This window comes from Thioalkalivibrio sp. ALE31, from assembly GCF_000377405.1.
Classification (GTDB): Bacteria; Pseudomonadota; Gammaproteobacteria; order Ectothiorhodospirales; family Ectothiorhodospiraceae; genus Thioalkalivibrio.
On sequence record NZ_KB905021.1, the window covers coordinates 336,471 to 357,842 of the forward strand.

Annotated in this window: 14 protein-coding genes; 7 read left to right on the plus strand and 7 right to left on the minus strand. The window is 67.1% G+C overall.

Annotated features, from left to right (window positions below; genetic code table 11):
• Positions 1 to 268: 268 nt before the first annotated feature.
• The 5 genes from D103_RS0105050 to D103_RS0105070 form a co-directional block, all read right to left on the minus strand.
• Entirely contained in the window at positions 269 to 4,408 is a 4,140-nt protein-coding gene (locus tag D103_RS0105050) for a translocation/assembly module TamB domain-containing protein (RefSeq protein ID WP_026280272.1), read from the minus strand.
• A gap of 8 nt (positions 4,409 to 4,416) precedes the next feature.
• Entirely contained in the window at positions 4,417 to 6,249 is a 1,833-nt protein-coding gene (locus D103_RS0105055) for an autotransporter assembly complex family protein (protein WP_038028332.1), read from the minus strand.
• A 62-nt stretch (positions 6,250 to 6,311) separates the two neighbouring features.
• Complete coding sequence (locus D103_RS0105060) at positions 6,312 to 7,421, minus strand: ABC transporter ATP-binding protein (protein WP_038028334.1); 1,110 nt, start codon at positions 7,419 to 7,421, stop codon at positions 6,312 to 6,314.
• A gap of 11 nt (positions 7,422 to 7,432) precedes the next feature.
• On the minus strand, positions 7,433 to 9,199 hold the full coding sequence (locus D103_RS0105065; RefSeq protein ID WP_038028299.1) for an iron ABC transporter permease: 1,767 nt from the start codon (positions 9,197 to 9,199) through the stop codon (positions 7,433 to 7,435).
• 181 nt (positions 9,200 to 9,380) lie between these two features.
• Positions 9,381 to 10,418, minus strand: coding sequence for a Fe(3+) ABC transporter substrate-binding protein (locus D103_RS0105070; protein ID WP_018876013.1), 1,038 nt, complete (start codon positions 10,416 to 10,418; stop codon positions 9,381 to 9,383).
• A gap of 152 nt (positions 10,419 to 10,570) precedes the next feature.
• On the opposite strand from D103_RS0105070, the gene glnE reads away from it, so the two are divergent.
• The 5 genes from glnE to asnB all read left to right on the plus strand — a co-directional run bounded on the left by glnE (position 10,571) and on the right by asnB (position 17,085).
• Positions 10,571 to 13,498, plus strand: coding sequence for a bifunctional [glutamate--ammonia ligase]-adenylyl-L-tyrosine phosphorylase/[glutamate--ammonia-ligase] adenylyltransferase (gene glnE / locus D103_RS0105075; protein ID WP_018876014.1), 2,928 nt, complete (start codon positions 10,571 to 10,573; stop codon positions 13,496 to 13,498).
• Between the two features lie 12 nt (positions 13,499 to 13,510).
• Entirely contained in the window at positions 13,511 to 14,431 is a 921-nt protein-coding gene (locus D103_RS0105080) for a branched-chain amino acid transaminase (protein ID WP_018865877.1), read from the plus strand.
• Positions 14,432 to 14,470: 39 nt separating this feature from the next.
• Positions 14,471 to 14,692, plus strand: coding sequence for a zinc-finger domain-containing protein (locus tag D103_RS0105085; RefSeq protein ID WP_018876015.1), 222 nt, complete (start codon positions 14,471 to 14,473; stop codon positions 14,690 to 14,692).
• Between the two features lie 392 nt (positions 14,693 to 15,084).
• Positions 15,085 to 15,243 (plus strand): hypothetical protein, encoded by a 159-nt coding sequence (locus D103_RS14280; RefSeq protein ID WP_018876016.1) that lies wholly within the window; start codon positions 15,085 to 15,087, stop codon positions 15,241 to 15,243.
• A complete protein-coding gene (asnB, locus tag D103_RS0105095; protein ID WP_026280273.1) occupies positions 15,244 to 17,085 on the plus strand; it encodes an asparagine synthase (glutamine-hydrolyzing) in 1,842 nt (613 codons plus the stop codon).
• A 62-nt stretch (positions 17,086 to 17,147) separates the two neighbouring features.
• Here the strand turns inward: asnB and D103_RS0105100 are convergent, their stop codons facing one another.
• Positions 17,148 to 17,975: a hypothetical protein gene (locus D103_RS0105100; RefSeq protein WP_231366579.1), complete on the minus strand. Its 828-nt coding sequence runs from the start codon at positions 17,973 to 17,975 to the stop codon at positions 17,148 to 17,150.
• Between the two features lie 198 nt (positions 17,976 to 18,173).
• Here D103_RS0105100 and D103_RS0105105 point away from each other — a divergent pair, with 198 nt between their 5' ends.
• On the plus strand, positions 18,174 to 19,433 hold the full coding sequence (locus D103_RS0105105; protein WP_018876019.1) for an O-antigen ligase family protein: 1,260 nt from the start codon (positions 18,174 to 18,176) through the stop codon (positions 19,431 to 19,433).
• A gap of 8 nt (positions 19,434 to 19,441) precedes the next feature.
• Here D103_RS0105105 and D103_RS0105110 read toward each other — a convergent pair whose 3' ends face one another.
• Positions 19,442 to 20,551 carry a glycosyltransferase family 4 protein gene (locus D103_RS0105110; RefSeq protein ID WP_018876020.1) on the minus strand — a complete coding sequence of 370 codons (1,110 nt, stop codon included), beginning with the start codon at positions 20,549 to 20,551 and terminating at the stop codon, positions 19,442 to 19,444.
• Positions 20,552 to 20,666: 115 nt separating this feature from the next.
• On the opposite strand from D103_RS0105110, the gene D103_RS0105115 reads away from it, so the two are divergent.
• On the plus strand, positions 20,667 to 21,338 hold the full coding sequence (locus D103_RS0105115) for a 2OG-Fe(II) oxygenase (protein WP_018876021.1): 672 nt from the start codon (positions 20,667 to 20,669) through the stop codon (positions 21,336 to 21,338).
• Positions 21,339 to 21,372 lie beyond the last annotated feature (34 nt).

Here is a 21,372-nt window from a genome sequence, read left to right on the forward strand (position 1 = left end):
GTCGGTTCGGCGTGGTGACGTGGGCGCGTTGGAGTGGATGCCTCACCGATCGCCACGTCGCTTCGCTCCTCGCGATGACCGGTCGGTCAGCGCCGGCCTCGAGAAGATTCTCGGGGAGTAGTCGTGATTCGAGTGTCGGTCAGCCGTTGCGAGAAAGCGCGGTGTTTCGGTGAGCTTGGTGTGCTAATGCCTGCATCCGAACCGCTTTTTCTTCGTGCCTTCGTGCGCTTCGTGGTGAAAAAAACGGGTTTACAGGGCGCAGCGTCTCCTAGCGTTCGATGCGGTAGATCAGGTCGACGGACTGTTCCGTGGTGCCGGAGGCGGTTTCCACGCTCAGGTTGCGGGTCAGTTCATAGCGCAGCAGGACCTTCGAGGTGTTGTCGAACAACCCGATGGAGTAGCGCAGCAGGAGTCTTGGCGAGAGGTACAGACCCAGCGTCAGCGCGCTCTCGTCCAGCCCGCCCTCGGTATCCAGTTCCACCTCGTCCAGGCCCAGTTCGCGGCCGATGCGCTCGGTGATGACCGCACCCTGTTCCAGGCCGTAGGCCGCCGCGGCGGCGGCGATCATGTTGCCGTCCGATTGTGATGCGCCCGACAGGGGGCGACCGGTCAGCAGGAACGACATTGCCTCGGTCTCGTCCATCGGCGGGTCGGAGACCACCCGCGAGCGCAGGTTGTCCGGCGTGCCGCGGATCTCCAGGCCGACTGTCACGTTGTATTCCCGCACGGTGCGCACCGCGCGCAGGTCCAGTTCCGGGGTTTCCGCCGGCCCCTGGAAGACGAGGCTGCCGCGTTCCACCCGCAGATCCTGGCCATAGTCGCTGTACTGCCCCTCGGGGATGGTGATCTCGCCGAAGAGCTGGGTGGGCTGCCCGGTGATCTCCTCGACATCCACCTCGCCGGCGAAGCGCGCGGTCAGGCCGAAGCCGTCGAAGCGCACGTCGTTGCCCAGCCGGATCCGGATCCGGATGTCGGTCTTCAGCCCCTGGGCCTCCTGGATCTCCTCGCCGAGGATGATCTCGTCGCCGGAGACCCGGATCGCGCCCGGCGGCAGGTCCGGCGGGCGGATGCGCGCCCAGGGCAGGAACACCTCGCCGCGCACGCGAATGCCGTCGGCGGGGGTGAAGACCAGCTGCAGGTCCGGTGTGATGCGGGCCTCCGCGTCCACCCGATTGACCACCAGGAAGTCCGTGCCGGCCAGATTCAGTTCGGCGCGCGGGCCGTCGCCCCCGAGATCGACCCGGCCGTCGAGGTCGATGCCGCCATCGCCCGACTCCAGCCGCCCGGCGAGCGTCAGCTCCTCGGCCGACACCACGCGGGCCGTGATCTCGGGGATCACGACGTCGATACCCGCCTCCGGGATCAGCACGCCCCCGTCGCGGAAGGCCACCTCACCCTCCACCAGCGGTGCGTCGAGGCGGCCACCAAAGTCCAGGCGGGCGTCCAGCGACCCTCTCAGGCGCTGGATCTCGGGGCTCAGGGCGGCCAGCCAGGCCAGGTCCTCGAGCCGCGCGACAAAGTCACCGTCCAGGCGCAGGTCCTCGCCGTCCGGGCGCAGGCGGATGTCGCTGCGGGCGGTTCCGCCCTCCAGGAAGTCGAGGCGCAGGGCGGCGTCCACGTCGCGGTCGCGTATCCGGGCGGTCAGGCGCCCATCGCGATAGGGGACCTCTTCGAGATCCCCGTCCTCGTCCCGCACGATCAGGTGGCCGTCGGTCGGGGTCACGGCCAGGTCGGCCGCCAGGGTGCCGTCGGGGTCGAGGCGGCCGCTGGCGTCGGCGTTCAACTCGCCGGCGATGGCCAGTTCCGGCGGCAGGAAGGGTTCCAGCCACGCCAGGTCCAGGGCCCGGATGTCGGCATCGAATTCCGCCCCTGCGGTGGCGCTCCAGCGGGCCTCGGTACACAGGCGTGCGTCGTCCCGAGCCAGGCACAGGCGCCCCAGCCGCGCCTGCTCGGGCCCGCCCTCCAGCGCGACCGGCTCGGCCAGGCTCCAGGCCCCGGCGGCGGGCTGGTCCAGGTCCAGTCGTGCGAGCTGTCCGCGCCAGTGCAGGGTCTCGGGGTCCAGGCCGCCGCGCAGCGCCAGTTCCAGCGAACCCAGGTCTGCCGCATCTGCGGCGAGGGTGACGCGGTGTTCATCCACGCGGCCGGAGGCGTCCAGCCGCAAAGACTCCACCCGCGTACCGTCGCCCGGTTCGAGCCCGGTCAGGCGCAGCTCGATCTCGGCGGGTGCGGCCACCTCGAGGCCCGCATCGGCCTGCAATTCCAGCCGTTCCAGGGTGATGTCCGCCAGTCGCAGGCCGGCGCCGCTGCCGCGCGCCGCAACGCGCGGACGCTCGGGGTCCCCCGCGATACGCGCATCCAGTTCCAGTCGGCCGCCAAGGTCGGGCCAGGCCCGGTCCAGCTCCGGTGCATCCAGTTGCAGTTCGAAGTCGAGGGCGTCGGTCCACTCGCCGCGGGCGCTCAGCGTGTTCCGACCCAGCGCCAGGTCCAGGCGGTCCACGCGCAGGTGTTCGCCCTCCAGCGCGAGTTCCGCCTGACCGGAAACGGGCTGTTCGCGCAGGCGGCCCTCCAGGCGCTGTAGTCGGGCCTGGAGGCGCGGGCGGCCGTCGGCGTCCAGGTGTCCCTCGCTGGTCAGGGCCAGCGCGAGCTGGCCGGGGAGCTCGGCGGCCACCAGTGACGGGTCCAGCCTCTCGCCGTCCAGCGCGAGATCCCACGCCAGGCCTTCGGTCCAGTCGAGGTCGCCGCTCAGGGCCAGCCGGGCACCTGTGTCGGCAGCGAGCTGCAGCCGTTCGATCTGGCCACCGGTCTCGCTCAGCGCGACCCGGGCGTCACCCGTGATGTCGATCCCGCGCAGGCCGGCCTGCAGCGGGGCCAGCTTGAGCTGCGCGGCGAGGCCACCGCTGGCGGGTGCGTAGTCGCCGTCCAGTGCCACGCGCAGTTGTTCGATGTGGCCGTCCAGCTCTGGGTGCAGGCGTGCCAGTTCCGGGGCCGCGAGGTCCAGCCCGAGGTCGAAGGCGATGCGGTGATCGGGATCGGTCAGGTCGCCGGCCAGGCCCGTGGCCGCACCCGCCAGATCCAGCCGCGCGAGGTCGCGGATGGCCAAGCGGGTGTCCTCGATGCCGGCCTCGCCATCGGCCACCCACGCGTTCAGGCGCCCGCTGAGCGGATGATCCTCGAAATGTCCTTCCAGTTCGGTGACGCTCGCGCGTGCCTCCAGGGCGGCCAGGGGCGGGGCGTCGGTCCCCAGCGGCAGGTGACCCTGCAGCTGCGCCTTCAGATGCTCGATCCCGGCATCCACGTCCAGACCCAGCGGCGTCGGCGTCAGCTGATGGGCCTCCAGGGCCAGGTCCCAGTCCAGGGCGTCGTCGAAGCGGACCGGGCCGGACAGGGCGATCCGACCGGCTTCGGAAGCGATCTCGAGGCCGTCAAGCTCCAGCGATTCGAGGTCTCCCCGTGCACGGGTGCTCACGGCGATGCGCGGCCAGGTTGCGAGGGTGGCGGCCGTATCGATCTCCAGGGCCCAGGCCTCCGGTGTGCCGTGCACCTCAAGGCGCCCGGCCTCTATGTCGACGTGCTGTTCCGGATCGAGGTGGTAGGCGAAGGGCTGCCACTGCGCGGTCAGTTCCAGCTCTGGCGTGGCGAACAGTTCGCGGGCGCTGGCATGCAGGCTCAGCTCGATGCCGGCGCGCAGGTCATGGTCCACCTGTACGCGTTCCCGCAGGGCCCCCGTGACCCGCAGCTCGCCGTGTGCCTCGTCGGTTCCCAGGCCCTCGGCGGCCGTCTCGGGCAGGGGGGCCTGCCACTGGCCGCGCAGCTCGAGCGGATAGTCCCCGTCGGTCTCGATCGCCCCGCTCAGTCGGGCGCGGATCTCCGGCATATCCAGTTCCAGCGCCTGCAGCTCGACCCGCGAACCGCGCGCCCGGGCGCCGGCCGTCAGGCGGGTGATGGTAGCCAGTGGCTCGCCGGTCTGAAGGATCTCCAGATCCTCGACGAGTAGCTGGCCCAGGCGCACTGCCAGGGGTAGCTGGATGGATTCGGGCAGTGCGAAGGGTTCATCGTCGGAGACCGCCTCGGGGTCGGGCGGCGGGAGATCGACGCGCATGCCCGTGGCGGCCAGCACCTGGATGTTCAGTTCCCCGCGCAGCAGGCTGCGGGCACTGACGCCGATGCGGCCCGCGGGCAGATCGATCTCCGGCCCGTCGGGGAGCGCCAGGTACAGGCCGTGCAGCCGCAGTTCGGTAAACAGCGTTCCCTCGACCCGGTCGATGCGCAGCTCGACCGGGGCCAGGCGCTCGCCCTGGGCGGCCAGCCAGCGGGTACCGGACTCGGTGGCGAGCAGGGCGCCGAGGGTCCCCAGCAGGACGATCACCAGGGTCAGGAGCGTGGACAGCCCCCACAGGCTGGCGCGCAGAACGGACTTCAAAGGTCCGGCCCCATGGAGAAGTGGATGCGGAAGTCGTCTTCCGAATCCGGGCCGTGGGCCAGGTCCACGCGGATGGGACCGACCGGGGAGCGCCAGCGCACGCCGATCCCGACCCCGTAGACCGGGTCGAATTCATCCCACTCGTTGACCACGTTGCCGGCGTCCACGAAGGCCGCGGCGCTCCAGTTGCCGACGACCGGGTAGTCGTACTCCAGGCTTCCAACCACCTTGTGGCGCCCGCCGATCACATCGCCGTCCTCGTTGCGCGGGCCGACCCGCTGATAGCCGTAGCCGCGGATACTGGCGTCACCGCCGGCGTAGAAGCGCAGGGAGCTGGGGAGCTCCTGCACCGCGTCGACCTCGGTGAAACCGGCGTCCGCGCGCGCCAGTACCCGTCCGGGGCCGAGGCCGCGGACGATCTTGCCGCTGGCCAGTACCTGCGCAAACGAGGTACTGGACAGGATCTCCTCGCGCGCGCCCTGCACGGTGGCCTCGAAGCGGTAGCCGCGCCGCGGGGTCATCGGATCGTCCGCATCCATGCGGCTGATGCGGTAGGACGGGATCAGCAGCTGGCTGCGGCCGCTGTCGTCCTCGCCGGCGGTGTAGTCCTCGTATTCGTAGCGCAGCCCCTCGGTGGTCTGCCAGCCACTGCGGCGCTGCAGGATACGGTTGGCCCCGATCTGGAAGCGGTCGGATTCCTGGGTGTCCGTCTTTTCCGTGCGGTAGGTGGTGAACAGGTTCAGGCGTTCACGCAGCGGGTCGCGCAGCGGGATCTCGTAGTTGTAGCCGATGCCGGATCGCACCGGGGACGCCTCGATCTCGGCCTGGTAGCGGTGGCCCCGGGTGTTGACGTAGCGATGTTCGTAGCGCAGGCGGATGCGCGGTCCGATATCGGTGGAGTAGCCGATGCCGGCCTCGTAGCTGTGGCGTTTGCGTGGTTCCAGCTCCGCGAGGATCGGGACTTCCAGCCCGTCCGCCGCATCGCGCTGCGGGCGCACGCGGACGCCGCCGAAGTAGCCGCTGTCGTTCAGGTTGCGTTGCAGTGCGATGATCTGCGCCGAGCTGTATGGGTCGCCGGCCTCGAAGGGCACCATGCGCTGGACGAAGTCGTCGGCGAGGATGTCCTGGTCGATACGGACCTGGCCCATGCGGTAGCGATCCCCGGTCTCCATGTGCAGGCGGATGGTGGCGGCGCGCGCGTCGCGGTCTATCTCGAGGCGCCGGGTGTGGAGATCGGCGTCGAAGTAGCCGCGATCGGCGGCGATCCGCGTCATGCGGTTACGCAGGGCCTCGTAGCGGTCGTGGCGCAGGGTGTCACCCACGCGGATCTCGGTCTGGCTGCGCACGGCCTCGAAGCCCAGGTCGTCGGCCCCCTCGCCAGTGATCTGGATATCGATCCGCTCGACCGTGGTGGGTGGCCCGGGGTCCAGGGTGATACGGACGTCCCAGCAGTCCTCGCCGCGCTCGAAGTCCAGCTCCAGCTCGGCGTCGTAGAAGCCGATGGCGCGCAGGGCGTTGCGGGCGCGTTCCTCGGTGTCGCGCAGGACCCGGCGTTCGCGAAACCCCGGCAGGTCGCAGGGGTGCCGCGCCAGGTTGATGCTGTTGCGGATGTTCTCGCGCTGGGCGTCGGTTCCGCCCTCGATCTGCAGACCCGGGGTGGCGCCATTCTCGGCGGCGGCTGGGCTTGCCAGGCCCGCCAGGCCCGCGAGCGCCAGCATTACCAGTGCGACCCCGCCGACGCGCGACAGGGCTAACCGGCGAATGAACAGGGCGCGGAGACGGGTCATGGAACGATGATAGCGGTTGCGAAGCGGGGCGCGTGTGAGGATCGGAACGCGCCAACTCACGCGAGTTCCCGCCCGACCGGCCGTTGCGTTACGCCGGCGGCGGATCAGGTCGCCGGGCAGTCCACCCCGCTACCCCGCGAGAACACCACCAGGTGGGTGAAATCGAGACGCAGGCGTACGTGTTCGCCGATCACGAAGTTGTCGTGGGATGGGGCCATGCACAGCACGCTGAGCCCGTCCGGCAGACGCAGGGTGTAGAGGAAGTCCGCTCCGCGGAAGGCCTTGTCGAGGATCTCGGTGCGGATGGTGCCGGCCTCGTTGTCGATCGCGATGTCGTCCGGGCGGACCAGGACATCCACGGCCGTGCCGGGCGGCAGCTGCTCCGACAGGGTGCCCTCGATCTCGCCGAAGGCGGTATCCACCACATGCTCGGCGCAGACCATGCCGGGGATCAGCGTGCCCTCGCCGACGAAGTCGGCGACGAAGCGATCCGCCGGGCGGTGGTAGAGGTTGTAGGCGGTATCCCACTGGGCCACGCGGCCCTGGTGGATGACCGCGATGCGGTCGGCGAAGGCGAAGGCCTCGTGCTGGTCATGGGTGACCAGGATGGCGGTGGTGTTCTCCGCGCGCAGGATACGCCGCACTTCGCGCGCGAGCTCGCTGCGCAGCTCCACGTCCATGCTGGAGAAGGGCTCGTCCAGCAACAGCAGTTTGGGCCGCGGGGCCAGGGCCCGGGCCAGCGCGATGCGCTGCTGCTGGCCGCCGGACAGGGCATGCGGGAAGGACTCGCCATAGCCCGACAGGCCCACCAGCTTGAGCAGCGAGCGGATGCGCTCGTCGCGATCCTCGCGGCCCCAGTGGCGAATGCCGAAGGCGATGTTGTCGGCCACGCTCAAGTGCGGGAACAGGGCGAAGTCCTGGAACACCATGCCGACCCCGCGCTTCTCCGGCGGCACCGTGCCCCGGGCGTCGCTGACGCTGCGCCCGTCCAGCTGGATGCTGCCGGCCATCAGCGGCTCGAACCCGGCGATGGCGCGCAGGAGCGTGGTCTTGCCGCAGCCGGAGGGGCCCAGCAGGCACCCGATCTGGCCCTTGGGCAGGGCCAGCGATACTTGGTGTACCACGGCGGTGCCGTCGTAGCCGATGTCCACCTGATCGAGGGCGATCAGCGGCGTGTGAGGCACCTGCAGGCTGGTGTCGATGGGCTGGGTCATGGCGGGCTGGGTCATGGGGAATTCGTCGTGCCTGCGGGCATGGCGAGGGGTTTCTGCGGCGGCTGTTCGTCCGCCGCGCGGGTCGGGCCCTGCTGGCCGGGGCGCGAGCGGCCGATGGTCACGGACAGCAGGATAACGGGAACCAGGCCCACCAGCACGATCGCCAGTGCGGCGGAGGAGGATTCGGCCAGGCGTTCGTCGCCGGCCAGCTCGAAGGCGCGCACCGCGAGGGTGTTGAAGTCGAACGGGCGCAGGATCAGCGTGGCGGGCAGCTCCTTGAGTACGTCGACGAACACCAGCAGCAGCGCGGTCAGCAGGGTGCCGCGCATGATCGGCAGGTGCACCCGCGTCAGGGTCTGCAGGGGGCGCATCCCGAGCGAGCGGGCGGCGTCATCCATGCTCGGCTGGATCTTGCCCAGCCCCGCCTCGACCGTCTGCAGCGAGACCGCCAGGAAGCGCACGGTGTAGGCGAACAGCAGGGCGAACACCGTGCCGGACAGCAGCAAGCCGGTGGACAGCCCGAAGGTGTCGCGCATGAAGCCGTCCAGGGCGTTGTCGAAGGCGGCAAACGGGATCATCACGCCGATCGCGATCACGATGCCGGGCACCGCATAGCCCATCCCGGCGACGCGTACAGCGGCGTTCGTGAAACGACCGCCTTCCATGCGCCGGGCATAGGCAAGGAGCAGGGCCAGGGCGACGGCGATCACGGCAGCCGCGATCGCCAGCCAGAAGCTGTTGAAGACCAGGCGCCCGAAGGCCGGGTTCATCCAGTGGTCGGTGGTCTGCATGGTCCACAGGCCGAGCTGGAGGGCCGGCAGCAGGAAGCCCAGCAGCACTGGCAGCAGGCAGCCGACGAAGGCCGCGGCCCCCTTCCAGCCGCGCAGTTGATAGCGCGGAAGGGTGGAGTAGCGGCGGCTGGTGTGATGGAAGCGTGCCCGAGCCCGGGACCAGCGTTCCAGCACGATCAGCACGAAGACGAAGGTCAGCAGTACGGCCGACAGCTGGGCGGCGGCGGCCGGGTCGCCCAGGCCGTACCAGGTGCGGAAGATCCCGGTGGTGAAGGTGCTGACGCCGAAGTAGGCGACCGTGCCGTAGTCGGCCAGGACCTCCATCAGGGCGAGGGTCAGTCCGGCGATGATGGCCGGGCGCGCGAGCGGCAGGGCGACCCGGCGAAAACCGCCGAACGGGCCGGCGCCCAGGGTGCGGGAGACCTCCAGAACGCACACCGACTGTTCCAGGAAGGCGGCCCGGCTGAGCAGGTAGACATAGGGGTACAGCACCAGTGTGAGCATGGCCATGGCGCCGCCGAGCGAGCGGATCTCGGGGAACCAGTATTCGCCGTAGCCCAGGCCGGTCAGGTCGCGGATCAGCACCTGTACCGGGCCGCTGAAATCCAGCATGCCGGTATAGGTATAGGCAATGATGTAGGCCGGCATGGCCAGCGGCAGCATCAGCGCCCACTGGAAGATGCCGCGCCCGGGAAAGTCGCAGACGCTGACCAGCCAGGCCACCGGCACCCCGATCAGCAGGACCCCGATACCGACCCCGATCAGCAGCGCCAGGGAATTGAACACGTAATCCGCGAGGACAGTCTCGCGCAGATGGGTCCAGACCTCCCCGGCGGGGATGAATACGTGCCCGAAGATGACCAGGATCGGCAGGGCGAGGGTCAGCGCCACGACGAGGGCAATCGCCGTCCACGGACTCGACGGCAGGCGCCGGCGGGTCGCGTGGGGTGCCGCTGGGGCGGCCGTACTGGTCGTCTGTGCGCTCATGGAGTGCGAATAGTAAAGGTTCTTGTTTCGAATACCACTATGGCCGCTTCAGGACTGGCGGATTAACGCCGGCGCGATGGCGGGCTCTTTGCATCCGAGTCTCCGATGTCTTCCGGAGTGCAAACAAAACGCCCCCGGAGGGCCGGGGGCGAGTGGGGGTACATAGTGTGATGGGGCAGACTCAGCGCCAGCGGGCCCGATCCATCACGCGCACGGCCTCGGCGTTGTGGTTGCCCAGCCGGTAGAGCTCGATGTTGTCGGCCTTGAAGTCGCCGAATCCCTGAAGGATCTCGCTCGCCGGGACGTCGTCGCGGATCGGGTACTCCTGGTTGACCTCGGCGTACCACTCCTGGGCCTCGGTGGCGGAGAGGAACTCCAGCAGGCGGATCGCGTTGTCCCGGTTCGGGGCGTGCGCGGTGACACCGGCGCCGCTGATGTTGACGTGCGTACCGCGGTCGTCCTGGTTGGGCCAGAAGACGCCGATCTGTTCGGCGACTTCGCGGTCACGCCCTTCGCCGTCCAGCATCAGGCCCAGGTAGTAGGTGTTGGCGATCGCGATGTCGCAGACCCCGTCGGCCACCGCGCGGATCTGGTCGCGATCTCCGCCCTGCGGCTGGCGCGCCATGTTGGCGACGATTCCGTTGGCCCACTCCTGGGCGGCGTCGGTGCCCTCGGTCGCGATCATCGCGGCCACCAGCGACTGGTTGTAGACGTTGCTGGAGGAACGGATGCAGATGCGGCCTTCCCATTGGCTATCGGTCAGGGCCTCGTAGGTCGACAGCTCGGAGGGGTCGACGCGATCCTTGTGATAAAGGATCGGGCGGGCCCGCGAGGACAGGCCGAACCACAGCCCGTCGGGGTCGCGATAACGTTCGGGGATGTTCTCGTGCAGCACCTCGGACTCGATTCCCTGCAGCACGCCGGCCTCGCGGGCCTGATGCAGGCGCGCCGCATCCACGGTGATGAAGACATCGGCCGGGGAGTTGCGGCCCTCGTGGCGCAGGCGCTGGAGCAGGCTGTCCGCACCGCCGGTCACCAGGTTGACCTGAATGCCGGTCTGATCGGTGAAGTCGTCGAGCAGCGGCTTGATCAGGTTCTCCTGGCGCGCCGAATAGAGGTTGACCTCGTCCTGATCGGCGGGGCTGCAGCCGACCAGCGGCATGCTGACGGCGATGGCCGCGGCGGTGCCGATCAGCCAGGCAAGTGGACGAAGCGTCATGGTGCGGTTCCTCATTGAACAATGGTCAGGTATTGGTATCTAGTAGACGAGAACGATTGTTATTTGTGTTCTCATCCCGTGTCAATACCCATTGGGTCGGCGGCGCGCTGGGCCGGGCACCCAATCGGGTGCAACGCTGATAGGCTTGGCACATGGACAAGCCTCTGCCCGAATCCCCCGCGTCCCTGCCCGCGTCGTTGCAGCAGGAGGTTCGCGACCTGCTGGCCGAGCTGGATGAGAAATGCGCCTGGCCGGATACCTTCCTCGCGGCGACGCCCGTGGCGCTGGCCTTCAGCCATTACCTGGCGCAGACGGTGCGCCAGCACCCGGAATACCTGCTCGAGGCCCTGGACCCGGAGGGCCGGGTGGCGGCCTGTGACGATGCCGCTTTCGAACGCACCCTCCAGGCGCGACTGGAGGGTGCCGCCGACGAGGCCGCGCTGCGGCATGTGCTGCGCGAGACCCGGCATCGCGAGATGATCCGCGTGGCCTGGCGCGATCTGTCGGGCCAGGCAGGCCTCGACGAGGTGATGCACGACCTGAGCCGGCTGGCCCGATCCCTGATCGAGGGCGGGCTGCAGTGGCTGGACCGGCACTTGCAGGAGCGTTACGGCCAGCCCCGCGGGCCGGCGGGCGAGGCCCAGTCCATGGTGGTCCTGGGGCTGGGCAAGCTGGGGGGCGGCGAGCTCAATTTCTCCTCCGACATCGATCTGATCTTCGCCTTCGAGGAGGCGGGCGAGACCGATGGCGAACGGGTGATCGAGAACCAGGCGTTTTTCCAGCGCCTGGGGCGGCAGTTGATCGCGGTGCTGTCGGATGTGACCGCGGATGGCTTCTGCTATCGCGTGGACATGCGCCTGCGTCCCTTCGGCGATTCCGGCCCGCTGGTGATGCACTTCGACGCCATGGAGGACTACTACCAGGCACACGGGCGCGAGTGGGAGCGCTACGCCCTGATCAAGGCCAGCCCGCTGGCGGGCGACCCCGAGGCCGGCGCGCGGCTGATGCGGCGGCTGCGCCCGTTCATCTATCGGCGTTACCTGGACTACGGCACCCTCGCCAACCTGCGCGAGCTGAAGCAGATGATCAACGACGAGTCGGCGCGGCGCGGCCGGTTCGAGGACGTGAAGCACGGCGAGGGCGGGATCCGTGAGGTCGAGTTCATCGCGCAGTCGTTCCAGCTGATCCGGGGCGGACGCGACCAGGCGCTGCAGCGTCGCGACCTGCTGGGCGTGATGGGGGTGCTGCGCGAGCGCGAGCTCCTGCCGGCCTACGCGGTCGAGCAGCTGGAGCGTTCCTATCGCTTCCTGCGCCGCGTGGAGAATCGCCTGCAGATGCTGAATGATCAGCAGACGCACCGCCTGCCCTCCAACGGGGATGACCGCCACCGCCTGGCGCTGTCGCTGGGTTTCGACGACGAGGCCGCGTTCGAGATGGCGCTGCTGCGCGAGCAGCGGCGGGTGCATGCCCACTTCGAGCAGGTCTTCAGCGCCCCGCAGCGCGCGGACGGGGCGGCCATGGAGGCCTCGCCGGAGGCGGATCGCGAGCAGCAGCTGAATCGTCTCTGGCAGGGCGCGCTCCCGGAGGATGACGCCCGCGCGGTACTGGAGACGATGGACTTCCAGCATGCGGACGAGGCCCTGCGCGGCATCGCCGATCTACGCGAGAGCCCGGGCGTGCGTGCGATGAGCGTGACCGGGCGCCAGCGGCTGGACCGCCTGATGCCGCTGCTGATCGGGGCCATCGCGGAGATGGAGGCCCCGGATGCGGTGCTGCCCCGGGCCCTGCAGATGGTGCGCACCATTGCCCGGCGTTCGGTCTACCTGTCGCTGCTGGTGGAAAACCCGCTGGCGCTGTCCCGGTTGGTGAAGCTGGTGGCCGCCAGCCCGTGGATCAACGAACAGCTGACCCGGCATCCGGTGCTGCTGGACGAGCTGCTGGATCCGCGTGCGCTCTACGCACCGCCGGATCGCGACGGGCTGCGCGAGGAGCTGGAGGCCGAACTGGCGCAGTTTCCCGAGCAGGACCACGAACAGATGCTGGACCGCCTGCGGCAGTTCAAGCAGGTGCAGACGCTGCGCGTGGCGGCCGCCGACATCATGGGCTTCCTGCCGCTGATGAAGGTCTCCGATCACCTGACCTGGCTTGCCGAGGTCCTGCTGGAGCGGGTGCTGCAACTGGCGTGGGAGAAGATGGTCGAGCGCCACGGCGAGCCGCAGTGCGGGGCGTCGGACGCGCGGCGGGTGGCGCGCTTCGCGGTGATTGGCTACGGCAAGCTGGGCGGCTTCGAGCTGGGCTACGGTTCGGATCTGGACGTGGTGTTCCTGCACGACAGTGAAGGGGACGAAGCGCAGACGGCGGGCCCGAAGGTGATCGACAACACCGAGTTCTTCGCGCGGGTGGCCCAGCGGGTGGTGCACCTGCTGGGGGCCTTTACCCCGGCGGGCCGCCTGTACGAGGTGGATACCCGGCTGCGGCCCAGTGGCACGGCGGGATTGCTGGTCAGTGGCCTGCAGGCGTTCCGGCGCTACCAGGACGAGTCCGCCTGGACCTGGGAACACCAGGCGCTGGTGCGGGCCCGCTTCGTGACCGGCGATGCCGAGCTGGGCGAGCGCTTTCACGCCCTGCGCCGCGAGGTCCTGACCCGCGAGCGCGACGCCGGGGCGCTGCGGGCCGAGGTCGTCGAGATGCGCGATCGCATGCTGGCGGAACACGCCTCGAAGAAGGGCCAGGGCTTCCATCTCAAGCGCGACCGTGGCGGTATCACTGATATTGAATTCATGGTTCAATACTGGGTTTTGGTATCCGCGCACGAGCACCCCGCCGTCTGCGACTGGCCGGACAAGATCCGCACGCTGGAGGCGCTCGGGCGCGAGGGTGTGATCGACGCGAGCCTGAGCGCGGCGCTGGCGGATGCCTACCGGGATCTGCGCAATCGCATCCACCGCCTCACGCTGGCGGGGTCGGATGCCCGAGTCGAGGCGCCCGACGACGCGCTCTGCGCCGTGCGCGATCGCGTGATCGAAGCCTGGAATGACCTGTTCGGCGAGCCGCAAACGGCCGCGAACCAGAACGCATAGAGGAACAAGACGATGTCGATGGCCGACCGCGACGGGGTGATCTGGCTGGACGGGCAGATGGTGCCCTGGCGCGAGGCGCAGACCCACGTACTGACCCACACCCTGCACTACGGCATGGGGGTGTTCGAGGGCGTGCGCGCCTACAAGACCGCGCGGGGCCCGGCGATCTTCCGCCTGCAGGATCACACCCGACGGCTGTTCAACTCGGCCAAGATCGTCGGGATGACCATCCCCTACACCGCCGAGGCGCTGAACGAGGCGCAGATCGCGTCCGTGCGCGACAACGGACTGGAAAGCGCCTACCTGCGGCCGATGTGTTTTCTCGGCTCCGAGGGCATGGGGCTGCGCGCCGACAACCTGCTGGTGCACGCGATGGTCGCGGCCTGGCACTGGGGCAGCTACCTGGGCGACGAGGGGATCGAGAAGGGAATCCGCATCCGCACCTCTTCCTACAGCCGCCACCACGTGAACGTGACCATGTGCAAGGCCAAGGCCAACGGCAACTACATGAACTCCATGATGGCCCTGCAGGAGGCCACCCGCTGCGGCTACGACGAGGCCATGCTGCTGGATACCGAGGGCTTCGTGGCCGAGGGCAGTGGCGAGAACATCTTCATCGTGCACGACGGCGTGCTGTTTACCCCGGACCTGACCTCCGCGCTGGACGGCATCACCCGCCGCACGGTGATCGAGCTGGCGCGTGAGGAGGGGCTGGAGGTCATTGAGAAGCGCATCACCCGCGACGAGGTGTACATTGCCGACGAGGCCTTTTTCACTGGCACCGCCGCCGAGGTGACCCCGATCCGCGAGGTCGACGATCGCCCGATCGGCACCGGCACCCGCGGCCCGATCACCGAGCGCCTGCAGTCACGCTACTTCGACGTGGTGCAGGGGCGCGACAGCCGCCACGAGGGCTGGCTGACCTTCGTCTGAGGCGCCCGAATTTTCCGTCAACCGGAAGCGAGAAGAATCATGGTGAATCCCGATACCGCCCACCATCAGGACCAGTACCAGACACCGAACGCGCAGACCGAGATCACGGTCACGCGCAAGGACCTGCCGCTGCACTGCCCCACGCCCAAGATGGCCCTGTGGGCCTCGCACCCGCGTGTCTTCCTCCCGATCGACGAGACTCCGGACGGCCGCTTCCAGTGCCCCTACTGCGGCACCCAGTTCATCCTGAAGGACGATTAAACAGTCAGTCGCTGTTGCGTGTGGTTTGTCCGCGGCAGACTCCAGGCCGTCACACTCTGATACCGTCTGTGAGCGCCCGTTCTGATCAGGGGGCGGCCGGTTCACCTGTTGCTGACTGGAGATGGGCCATCGAAGACCGAGTTGCAGGCCCAGGCCAGAGATTCTGAAGCGGCCGGCCGGATCCATTGCCTGGGCTGGTAACACAATCCGAGCCCCAGCTTTTATCTGGCGGACCTTTTGGTGTGCCCCTCGCGGCATGAGCCGCTGGGCAATGTTCTGCTTGAGGCCTGAGCGCATCGTGGCCCGATCGCTTCAATCCGTACCCTTGGTGCGCTAGAGCTCATCGTGGATGGGGTTTCGAGCTTGCTGTGCGATATCGAGGTTCCGGACAGATGACCGCGCAAATGCAGGCCACCTTGCAGGCTGCGCCTTCCCAGCGTGAGCTGCTGATCGTGAAGGGCCTGCGCGCGCTGGATGTGCGCTTTAGCGAGCGGGCGGTTGTGCAGGCCTATCAGGGCCTGTACCAGCAGTTATTGGAGAGGTTTCGCTGAATGTGTGGCATCGCCGGGGTGTATACGCCAGGTCGTCCAGTCTCGTTGCCTGGTGTCATGCCGATGTTGCAGGCGCTGGCGCACCGAGGCCCCGACGGGCAAGGCCACTTTGTCGACCAGGATGTAGCGCTGTTGCATGCGCGCCTGTCGATCATCGACCTGGCACGGGGTAGCCAACCACTTTTCAGCCAGGGCCGTGAGCGCATCCTGGTGGCCAATGGTGAGGTCTACAACCACCCGGAGCTGCGACAGTCCCTGTGTTCCCAAGGGGTGAGGTTTTCCACCCAGTCCGATTGTGAGGTGATCCTGCCGCTGGCCGAGCGAGACCCGGAGGGCTTCGCCACTCACCTGAAAGGCATGTTTGCGCTGGCGTTGTTTGATCAAACAACCCGCTGCCTGACGCTGGTGAGGGACCGTTTCGGTATCAAGCCTTTGTACTACATGGAGGTGCCGGGCGGCATCGCGTTTGCTTCGGAAACGAAAGCCCTCTTGCCGCTGCTGGGGGGCGCTCCGGAAGTCGAGGATGCCGCGGTTGGGCGGTTTCTTCAGGTCAACTTCGCAAGCGGGGACCAGACCGCATTCCGAAGGATCAAGCGCGTCCCCCCGGGTGGGCGCCTGACTGTCGATTCCCACGGCAAGGTTATGCTCTCGGCCTGGTGGCGCCTGGCGGACGAGGTTGCTCGCCAGCCTGCATTCACCGGGCAACTGACCGATGCCGTCGAGTGCTTTGACCAGTTGATGCATCGTGCTGTGACCGAGCACTTACGCGCAGACGTTCCCGTCGGCCTGTTTCTGTCAGGGGGCGTCGATTCCAGCATCCTGGCGATGCAGCTGGCGCGGCAGCCCGCTCAGGCGGGTCAGCCGAAGGCCTGGAGCATGGGGTTCGAGACCCAGTCGGTACAGGATGAGGCAGTGGCCGCGACGGAAGTCGCGCAGACCTGCGGCATCGAGCTGAATCTGGTCCGGGCGAACCCGGTCGCCCTGTTTGATCATCTGGTGTACGCGACCTGGGCGGCAGACGAGCTGATGGGTGATTTTGCCTCCCTGCCGACACTGCTTCTGGCGGCGGAAGCGGCTTCGGCGTCACACAAGGTTGTGCTGGCAGGAGAAGGCGGGGATGAAGTCTTCGCAGGCTATGGGCGCTACCGGATGCCGCGCTTGCAGCGCTGGCTGTATTCGCTTCGCGCCCCGGGAAGCGGCGGCTTTCGCACACGCGGGCGATTTGACAAGGCGCTGCCAGCGGCCTTGTTGAGACAGGGCTGGCGGCGGCAGATGAACAACGCCTGGCGAGTGCCTTTTCGGCAAACCTGGCGGGAGACGCCGGGGTTTGATGACCTGCAAAAGCGGCAGATCACCGATATGCAGACGTGGCTGGCCGACGACCTGATGACCAAGACCGACCGGATGTTGATGGCGCAGGGTGTCGAGGGCCGCGTGCCTTTCCTGGACCACGAGCTGGTCTTGTTCGGTTTGTCCCTGCCGGCCTCTATGAAGATTCAGGGGCGGACCGGTAAGCAGGTGCCCCGTACCTGGCTACAGGCGCAAGCAGGCGTGAACGCGATGGGTCGCAAGCGGGGGTTCTCGGTGCCCGTCGTGGATTGGGTGCAGTCCCTGGATCGTAAGCAGCTACTGCGGGCCCTGACCCGGTCAGCCGCTCTGCAGCCGCTACTGGATCCGGAGGCCTTGGCATCCAGCCTGAAAGCCCCGGGGCCGCTCAACAGACGACTGGTTGAGCCCCTGGCTGCACTCGTGCAGTTCGCGATATGGTCCAGGTTGTTCATCGAGCGCGCGGGCGAAGCCCCGCCCAGGCAGGTTGATCCACTCGCCTGGCTGCTGGAATGAGGGCGGGCGATTCACCTTGAGTGAATGCTCGCTATAAACCCAGATCGCACCTTGGTTGGTGGTCAGTCTTCAGCCGATTCCCTGGATTCTTGGGCCAGAAACTCTTCTGAGCGGGTCCAGTAGGTATCAATCCAGCTGGCTGGCCGGATCTTCTTGTAGAGCCTTTTCCTCCAGCGCTTTTCTGGCCACTTGCCCTGGAGCGCGTCCGGCGGGTTCGGAGAGCCGGGGAATGCAACCACCCTTGCGCCTTCGGGGATCGCGGGAGTGCGCCAAAGGCGCATGGGCCAGGCCGGTACGCAATGCACCTTGAATAGCACACACCAAGCATCCGGCCAGAACTGCAGCGCGTCGATCTCGCGGCTGATGAAGGTTTGCTCGTTGCGGTATTGCTCGCGGAAGTGGTCGAAGTCGCCGAGCAGCCGTTCCAGCAGGTAGCCGTGCACGCCCATGCGGAATCGAAACACCGAGGTGTTGCCGATTCCTTTCCCGGGTTGGGTCCAGTTCTGCATGACGACGAAGGGATGCTCGGGTTCGAACTCGAAGAATGAGTCCAGGCAGTCCGTGACGACCACGTCCAGATCCAGGAAGAGCCAGTCGCCCTCCAGCCCGGAGAGCGAGGCTGGATCGAGGTAGAGCGTCATCTTGCGCCAGCCGGTGTTGCACCAGGGTTCCGGAAGATCGATCTCTGGACAGGGATGCGATTCGATTTCCGGTCGCAGGCCCGTCGCGTCGTCCGTGAGGCATACGAACCGAAGAGGTCCTGTCGTTTGGCGTCGAACGGCAGCGTACAGCCGGTTCACGTACTCCGGACCGTAGAGCGAACCCCATTTCATGCAGATAACTTGTTTGCGGCGGACTCCGTGGGCAGGTGTTTGCGCGCTCTGTTCCATGGCGGTTCTTCCTCTTCGATTGCGTTGAAGAGCCAGGACCAGCCTGACCTTCCGGAGTGCCTGCAACGACCACTGTTGGGCGGCTGGATTGTCGCCCAAAGTCGGACTGCTGTCAGGTCGAATCCGACGCAGCTCACCCCGCAGGTCGCCTCGGTCCGGTAATATTCCGCGCTTATTGGACGATTGTCGGAGTTGAGGATGGTTCCGAACGGGGGTGTCAGAGGGAGATCTGTCGGCCACCAGGGCTACTGGCTGGTGGTGGGGGTGGCCGCGCTCGCCTTGTTTGTGCTGCCGTTTGGCACGGGGGTCTTTCTTCCTCTGGCGCTGCTTGCCCTGGGGGGGCTCGCTCTTGTGGCCTTTCGCTTGCCTGCGCTGTGGTCCGAGGTCTGGATCAGGTGGGTATTGTTGCTCTTGCTCGCATTATGGCTTCCCCAGTTACTGGCATTGAGCGTGGCGGTGGACTTTGATCGCGCTCTGCGTACAGCCCTGACCTACCCGCTCTTTGCGGCGGCAATACTTCCCTTGCTCTGGTTCGCCCGGCATCGTGATGTAGCGACGCCGTTGCTCTATGGAGTCCTCGCGCTGGCCGTTTTCTGGTCGCTGGACGGGATCTTTCAGTTTGTCACCGGCGCGAACGTATTGGGGTACCCGTACAACGGACGCCGTATTGACGGGCTGTTTCATCCGAACCTGCGGTTAGGCATCGTGCTGGCGCATTTCCTGCCGTTTGTTCTGGAGGCGTCGCGGCGCCTGACCTATACCAATCGGCTGGCGGCCCTGCTGCCTCTGATCGTGATCGTCGCGATACTCCTCTCGGGTTCCCGGGCGGCCATGGTGGCGACCTTGATCGTACTGTTCGTCTACGGTCTCTTCCTCGTCGGGTATTACCAGCTGCGTATGCGTACGGTGAGCGCGTTCCTGAGCATCCTCGTACTGGGGATTGTCGTGGCGCTGTGGGTGTCGCCCGAGACTCGGGATCGTCTGGCGGTCGTCTCGAAGGCCTCTGAGCTCAGCATCGAGGCCATTGATGAGGCGACGGCGAAGCGCGGGACGATCTGGTTTGCTTCCTGGCGCGTGGCGATGGACGAGCCGATCCTGGGTGTGGGGGTGCGCGGTGTTGAGCCTGTGGCCGAAGCCCGCGGCTATACGGATATGGCCTTTGCCCACATCCATTTGTATTTCCTCGATGTGCTGGTTTCGACCGGGATCGTCGGGCTGGTGGCCTACATGGGGGTGTTGCTGGCGATCCTCCTGGCATTGTGGCGACGCGCGAGGAGAAGCGAGCGAGACCTTCTTCCGCTCTACGTCGTTGGAGGCGTGGCGATCTTCGTGGCACTGAATCCAGTCAATGTCCACTGGACGATCTACAGTTCCTACACGACAGCGGTGTTGTGGCTGGTGGTCGCGCTGGCGCTGGTACCCCTGGTGCGAGGGGAGGCGGCCGGTTGCCAGGGCTGACCAGCCGGTCAGCGGCCGGCGAGTGCCTCGTAGAGATCGATTGTCCGGCGACGCATGGTGTCCAGGTCCCACGCGTGCGGCCATCGAGGGGTCGGGGCGTTGCCCCCCGCCCAGTGGGCAAGACGCTCAACAGCGGCCGAGGTTTGTCCTGAGGGTATGAGTCCTTCGGGCAGCAGTTCGGCGAGCTGTTCGCCCACGCCGCCGTGATCGTAACCGAGCACGGGCCGCCCCAGGCTGAGCGCCTCCAGAGTCGTGCGGCCGAAAGACTCGGGTTGGGTGGAGATTGATAACACGGCATCCGAAACCGCCAGGATTTCACGCAGATCGGAACGCTGCCCGGTGAAGGTCACGTGGGATTCCAGGCCGAGCTGCGAGAGGCGGTCTTCCAGTTCGCGATGATAGGCCTGCTTGCGCGGATCGGTGCCGCCTGCCATCAGCAGGTGCGCGGGGATTCCCCGCTGTAGCAGGCCCTGCAGTATGTCCAGGGCGTCGAAGTGCCCCTTCAGTCGGGTAATGCGGCCCGGAAGCGTGAGGATGTACTGCCCCTGAAGCTGCGGGAAGGCGGTTTGCCACTGGGTGACCCAGGAAGTTGAGGGCTGGAAATCGGGGTTATAGTCGCGTGTGTCGATTCCGCGATGGATCACTTCAATGCGCTCAGGATCAAGCCGTGGATACCGGGCGATCAAAAAATTCCTGAGGGTCTCGGATACCGTCACCACCCGTTCGCCCCGGGTGAGGATCTCGCTGTAGCGGTTAACGGAATTGAATCCGTGTACCGAGGTCACCAGCCTTGGCCGGGTTACTGCGGGCATCCGCGACCAGGCCCGCCAGACGACCCAGGCCGGCATGCGCGAGCGAACATCAATCACATCCACGCGTTGTTGTTGCAGAAAACGGCGTAGTGGGCGCACGAGCCGGAAAGTCCAGGGGGACTTCTGCCCGATCGGCCAGGCGAAGTGCTCGCTGCCCCGGGACTCGAGTTCGGTCACCATGCGGCCGCCCGCCGAGATCACCAGAGAGCGATGCCCGTTTTCGACCAGGGCCTGCGCGACCTCGAGGGTGCCGCGTTCCACGCCGCCGGATTCCAGAGCGGGCACGATCTGAAGGACGGTAGCCATGGCGCACGCGGGTGGAGAAAAACAGTGAGTCTATCAGGCGGCCGAGGGATGGGTGCGGTTGGGCGTCTCTTCCGAAGGGCATACAATGATCCCAGTGGAACCTCAGGTGTCTTGAATGAATTCAGCGGTCGAAGTGGCAGAGCAGGTTGAGGCGTCGTTGCGCGGGGCGCTGTCCGAGCCGTATCCGTATCGGCGGTGGTATCCGCAGGCGGTGCTGCCCGAGGCGGCGGCGCGAGCGGTGGAGGCACTGCCGTTCGAAGCGCCGGCGATCGGCGATACCGAGGGCAAGCGCGAGACGCACAACAGCTCCCGGCGCTTCTTCGACGCCGAGAATCGGAAGGCCTTCGAGGTCTGCGAGAGCGTTGCGGCGGCCTTCGAGAGTCCGCAGGTGCTGGATGCGATCTTTGAGGTGTGCGGCGTGGACGTGAGTGGCAATTACCTGCGCATTGAGCACTGTCTGGATACCGAGGGTTTCTGGCTGGCACCACACACGGACCTGGGCGTGAAGAAATTCACCATGCTGCTGTACCTGTCGACCGACCCCGGTTACGAGGCCTGGGGCACGGACGTGTACGTGGACGCAGACACGCATTACGAGACGGCGCCCGGCACCTACAACAGCGCGCTGGTATTCGTGCCAGCGGACAACACCTGGCATGGCTACCACCTTCGTCCCCTGAAAGGCGTGCGACGCTCGTTGATCATCAACTACGTGACCGAAGAGTGGCGCAATCGCCACGAGCTGGCCTCGCCGGATACTCCCGTTCAGCGGGGTGTACCAGCTTGATCGCTTTTTAAGACTGGATGGCTCAAGGCGGCGA

What these genes read in the sequence shown, in the direction of transcription:
- D103_RS0105100 (WP_231366579.1), bottom strand. Translation starts at nt 17,975, where the DNA reads ATGGAACAGAGCGCGCAAACACCTGCCCACGGAGTCCGCCGCAAACAA.
- D103_RS0105085 (WP_018876015.1), top strand. Translation starts at nt 14,471, where the DNA reads ATGGTGAATCCCGATACCGCCCACCATCAGGACCAGTACCAGACACCG.
- D103_RS0105070 (WP_018876013.1), bottom strand. Translation starts at nt 10,418, where the DNA reads ATGACGCTTCGTCCACTTGCCTGGCTGATCGGCACCGCCGCGGCCATC.
- asnB (WP_026280273.1), top strand. Translation starts at nt 15,244, where the DNA reads ATGTGTGGCATCGCCGGGGTGTATACGCCAGGTCGTCCAGTCTCGTTG.
- D103_RS0105080 (WP_018865877.1), top strand. Translation starts at nt 13,511, where the DNA reads ATGTCGATGGCCGACCGCGACGGGGTGATCTGGCTGGACGGGCAGATG.
- D103_RS0105110 (WP_018876020.1), bottom strand. Translation starts at nt 20,551, where the DNA reads ATGGCTACCGTCCTTCAGATCGTGCCCGCTCTGGAATCCGGCGGCGTG.
- D103_RS0105115 (WP_018876021.1), top strand. Translation starts at nt 20,667, where the DNA reads ATGAATTCAGCGGTCGAAGTGGCAGAGCAGGTTGAGGCGTCGTTGCGC.
- D103_RS0105060 (WP_038028334.1), bottom strand. Translation starts at nt 7,421, where the DNA reads ATGACCCAGCCCATCGACACCAGCCTGCAGGTGCCTCACACGCCGCTG.
- D103_RS0105065 (WP_038028299.1), bottom strand. Translation starts at nt 9,199, where the DNA reads ATGAGCGCACAGACGACCAGTACGGCCGCCCCAGCGGCACCCCACGCG.
- glnE (WP_018876014.1), top strand. Translation starts at nt 10,571, where the DNA reads ATGGACAAGCCTCTGCCCGAATCCCCCGCGTCCCTGCCCGCGTCGTTG.
- D103_RS14280 (WP_018876016.1), top strand. Translation starts at nt 15,085, where the DNA reads ATGACCGCGCAAATGCAGGCCACCTTGCAGGCTGCGCCTTCCCAGCGT.
- D103_RS0105105 (WP_018876019.1), top strand. Translation starts at nt 18,174, where the DNA reads ATGGTTCCGAACGGGGGTGTCAGAGGGAGATCTGTCGGCCACCAGGGC.